Raw genomic sequence first — 2,659 nt, 5'->3', positions numbered from 1 at the left:
GGATCCGTTCCGGAGCGGCCCCGGACCCGCTCCGGAGCGGGTCCCGGCCGGGGTCCGCTCCCGGGCCGGACGCGGCAGGCGCTCCGCACGGCGCGGCGCGCGGGGGCCCGGCGCGCGGGCGGGGCGTCGACGCACCGGGCCCGCGGGGCCGGCGCCCGCGGCGCGCCCCACTCTCGCGGCTGGGCCCGCCCCGCGCAAACCGCCTGTACAGCGCAGCGACCATTGCGTGGGGGGCGCCCCCTCGGGCATGCTCCGGGATACCCGTCGGCCAGTGTGGACGGGATCTGCGCGAAGGAGGCGTGCCGCCGTACCCTTGGGGGTATGGGGTTGGGAAGATGATTCCCGGACACAGCTCCGACGCAGCCTGTCGTCCCTCATAACAAGGATCACAACGCCGAGACAGCCATGGCCGGTCACGAATTCTTCGAACCCGCGGACCGCAAGCGACCCCTCGCCGACCCCACGGCCGCCGAACCGGCGGGGGTCGAGCCCCTGGGGGCGGCTCAGGCGCGCCGGCCGTGCGATCCGGCGTTCCGGCACGGCGTCGTCGTCGGCTTCGACGGCTCCACCTCCAGTGAGCGCGCCCTCGCGTACGCGATCGGGATGGCCCGGCGCTTCAGCTCCGCGCTGATCATCGTCCACGTCGCCAACCGGCTCCCGACCACGGTGTGGGCGGGCTGCGAGCCCCCGGTCTTCGTCGACGTCCCGGACCACCGCACCGAGGTCCTCGGCCTCGAACTGGCCTGCGCGGACTACCTCACCGAGGTGCCCTGGATCCTGGTCGAGCGCGGCGGCGACATCTGCCACGAACTCGAGGAGGTCGGCCGGGAGTACGAGGCCGACGCGATCGTCGTCGGCTCCACCCACGGTCTCGTCGGCCGGCTCTTCGGTTCCGTCGCGGGCCGGCTCGCCAAGCGGGCCCAGCGCCCGGTCGTGGTCATTCCCTGACGCGCCGCCCGGCGACGGCCCGCGCCGGGCGACCGGGCGGCGGCCGGCCGGGACGCCGGGGCGCCCCTCCGCACCGCGCGTGGGCGGGACGGGCACGGTGCCCGTCCCGCCCACGCGGGTCTTGTCCGGAGGTCTCCGGGGGCGGGCGCGGCCCGTCCCGCCGTCCTCGGCGGTGACGCCCGGCCTACTCGACGGTGACCGACTTGGCGAGGTTGCGGGGCTTGTCGATGTCCCGGCCCAGCGCCAACGCCGTGTGGTAGGCGAGGAGCTGGAGCGGGATGCCCATGAGGATGGGGTCCAGCTCGTTCTCGTTCTTCGGGACGACGATCGTGTGGTCGGCCTTCTCCTGCTCCTGGTGGGCGACGGCCATGATCGGGCCGCTGCGGGCCTTGATCTCCTCCAGCGCCGCGCGGTTCTTCTCCAGCAGGTCGTCGTCGGGGACGATCGCGACCGTGGGCAGCGCGGGCTCGATCAGGGCCAGCGGGCCGTGCTTGAGCTCGGACGCCGGGTAGGCCTCCGCGTGGATGTAGGAGACCTCCTTCAGCTTCAGCGACGCCTCGCGGGCCACCGGGTAGCCCCGGACGCGGCCGATGAAGAGCATCGAGCGGGCCTCGGCGTACTGCAGGGCCAGCTTCCTGATCTCCTCCTCGCCCTCCAGGATCTCGGCGATCTGCCCCGGCAGCCTGCGCAGCCCCTCGATGATCCGCCTGCCGTCGCTCACGGACAGGTCGCGGGTGCGGCCCAGGTGCAGGGCGAGGAGGGCGAAGGCGACCGTGGTGTTGGTGAAGCACTTGGTGGACACCACGCACACCTCGGGCCCGGCGTGCACGTACATGCCGCCGTCGGCCTCGCGGGCGATCGCCGAACCGACGACGTTCACCACGCCCAGCACCCGGGCGCCCTTGCGCTTCAGCTCCTGCACCGCCGCCAGCACGTCGTACGTCTCACCGGACTGGGACACCGCGACGTACAGCGTGTCGGGGTCGACGACCGCGTTGCGGTAGCGGAACTCGGAGGCCGGCTCGGCGTCGGCGGGGATGCGGGCCAGCTCCTCGATCATCTGGGCGCCGATCATGCCCGCGTGGTACGAGGTGCCGCAGCCGAGGATCTTCACCCGGCGGATCTGGCGGGCCTCCCGCGCGTCCAGGTTCAGGCCGCCGAGGCGCACGGTGGAGAACCGGTCGTCGATCCGGCCGCGCAGCACCCGGTCCACGGCCTCGGCCTGCTCGTGGATCTCCTTGTGCATGTACGTGTCGTGGCCGCCCATGTCGTAGGAGGCCGCCTCCCACTCCACGGTGGTCGGCTCGGCCGTCGTCCGGGTGCCCTCGGTGGTGTACGTGCGGAAGTCGTCGGCCTTGAGGGTGGCCATCTCGCCGTCGTCGAGGGTGACGATCTGCCGGGTGTGGGTGACCAGGGCGGCTATGTCCGAGGCGACGAACATCTCCTTCTCGCCGATGCCGAGCACCACGGGCGAGCCGTTGCGGGCCACCACGATGCGGTCCGGGAAGTCGGCGTGCAGCACGGCGATGCCGTAGGTGCCCTCGATGATCCGCACCGTCTCGCGGACCTTGTCCTCCAGCTTGACGGCCTGCGAGCGGGCGATCAGGTGGGTGAGGACCTCGGTGTCCGTCTCGGAGAGGAACTCGACGCCCTCCGCCTCCAGCTTGCGGCGCAGCTCACCGGCGTTGTCGATGATGCCGTTGTGGACGAC

The 2,659-nt window shown here is 72.8% G+C and carries 2 protein-coding genes; one reads left to right on the top strand and one right to left on the bottom strand.

The features are described from left to right. Positions 1-405 precede the first annotated feature (405 nt). Positions 406-948: a universal stress protein gene (locus tag AOK18_RS19640; protein WP_055695216.1), complete on the top strand. Its 543-nt coding sequence runs from the start codon at positions 406-408 to the stop codon at positions 946-948. A gap of 184 nt (positions 949-1,132) precedes the next feature. On the opposite strand, the gene glmS is transcribed toward AOK18_RS19640, so the two are convergent. Next, on the bottom strand, positions 1,133-2,659 hold a 1,527-nt coding region (glmS, locus tag AOK18_RS19635), incomplete at its 5' end, for a glutamine--fructose-6-phosphate transaminase (isomerizing) (RefSeq protein WP_055695215.1).

It is taken from the genome of Streptomyces prasinopilosus (genome assembly GCF_001419695.1).
GTDB lineage: Bacteria > Actinomycetota > Actinomycetes > Streptomycetales > Streptomycetaceae > Streptomyces > Streptomyces prasinopilosus.
This window is presented reverse-complemented; position numbering and strand designations above follow the sequence as displayed.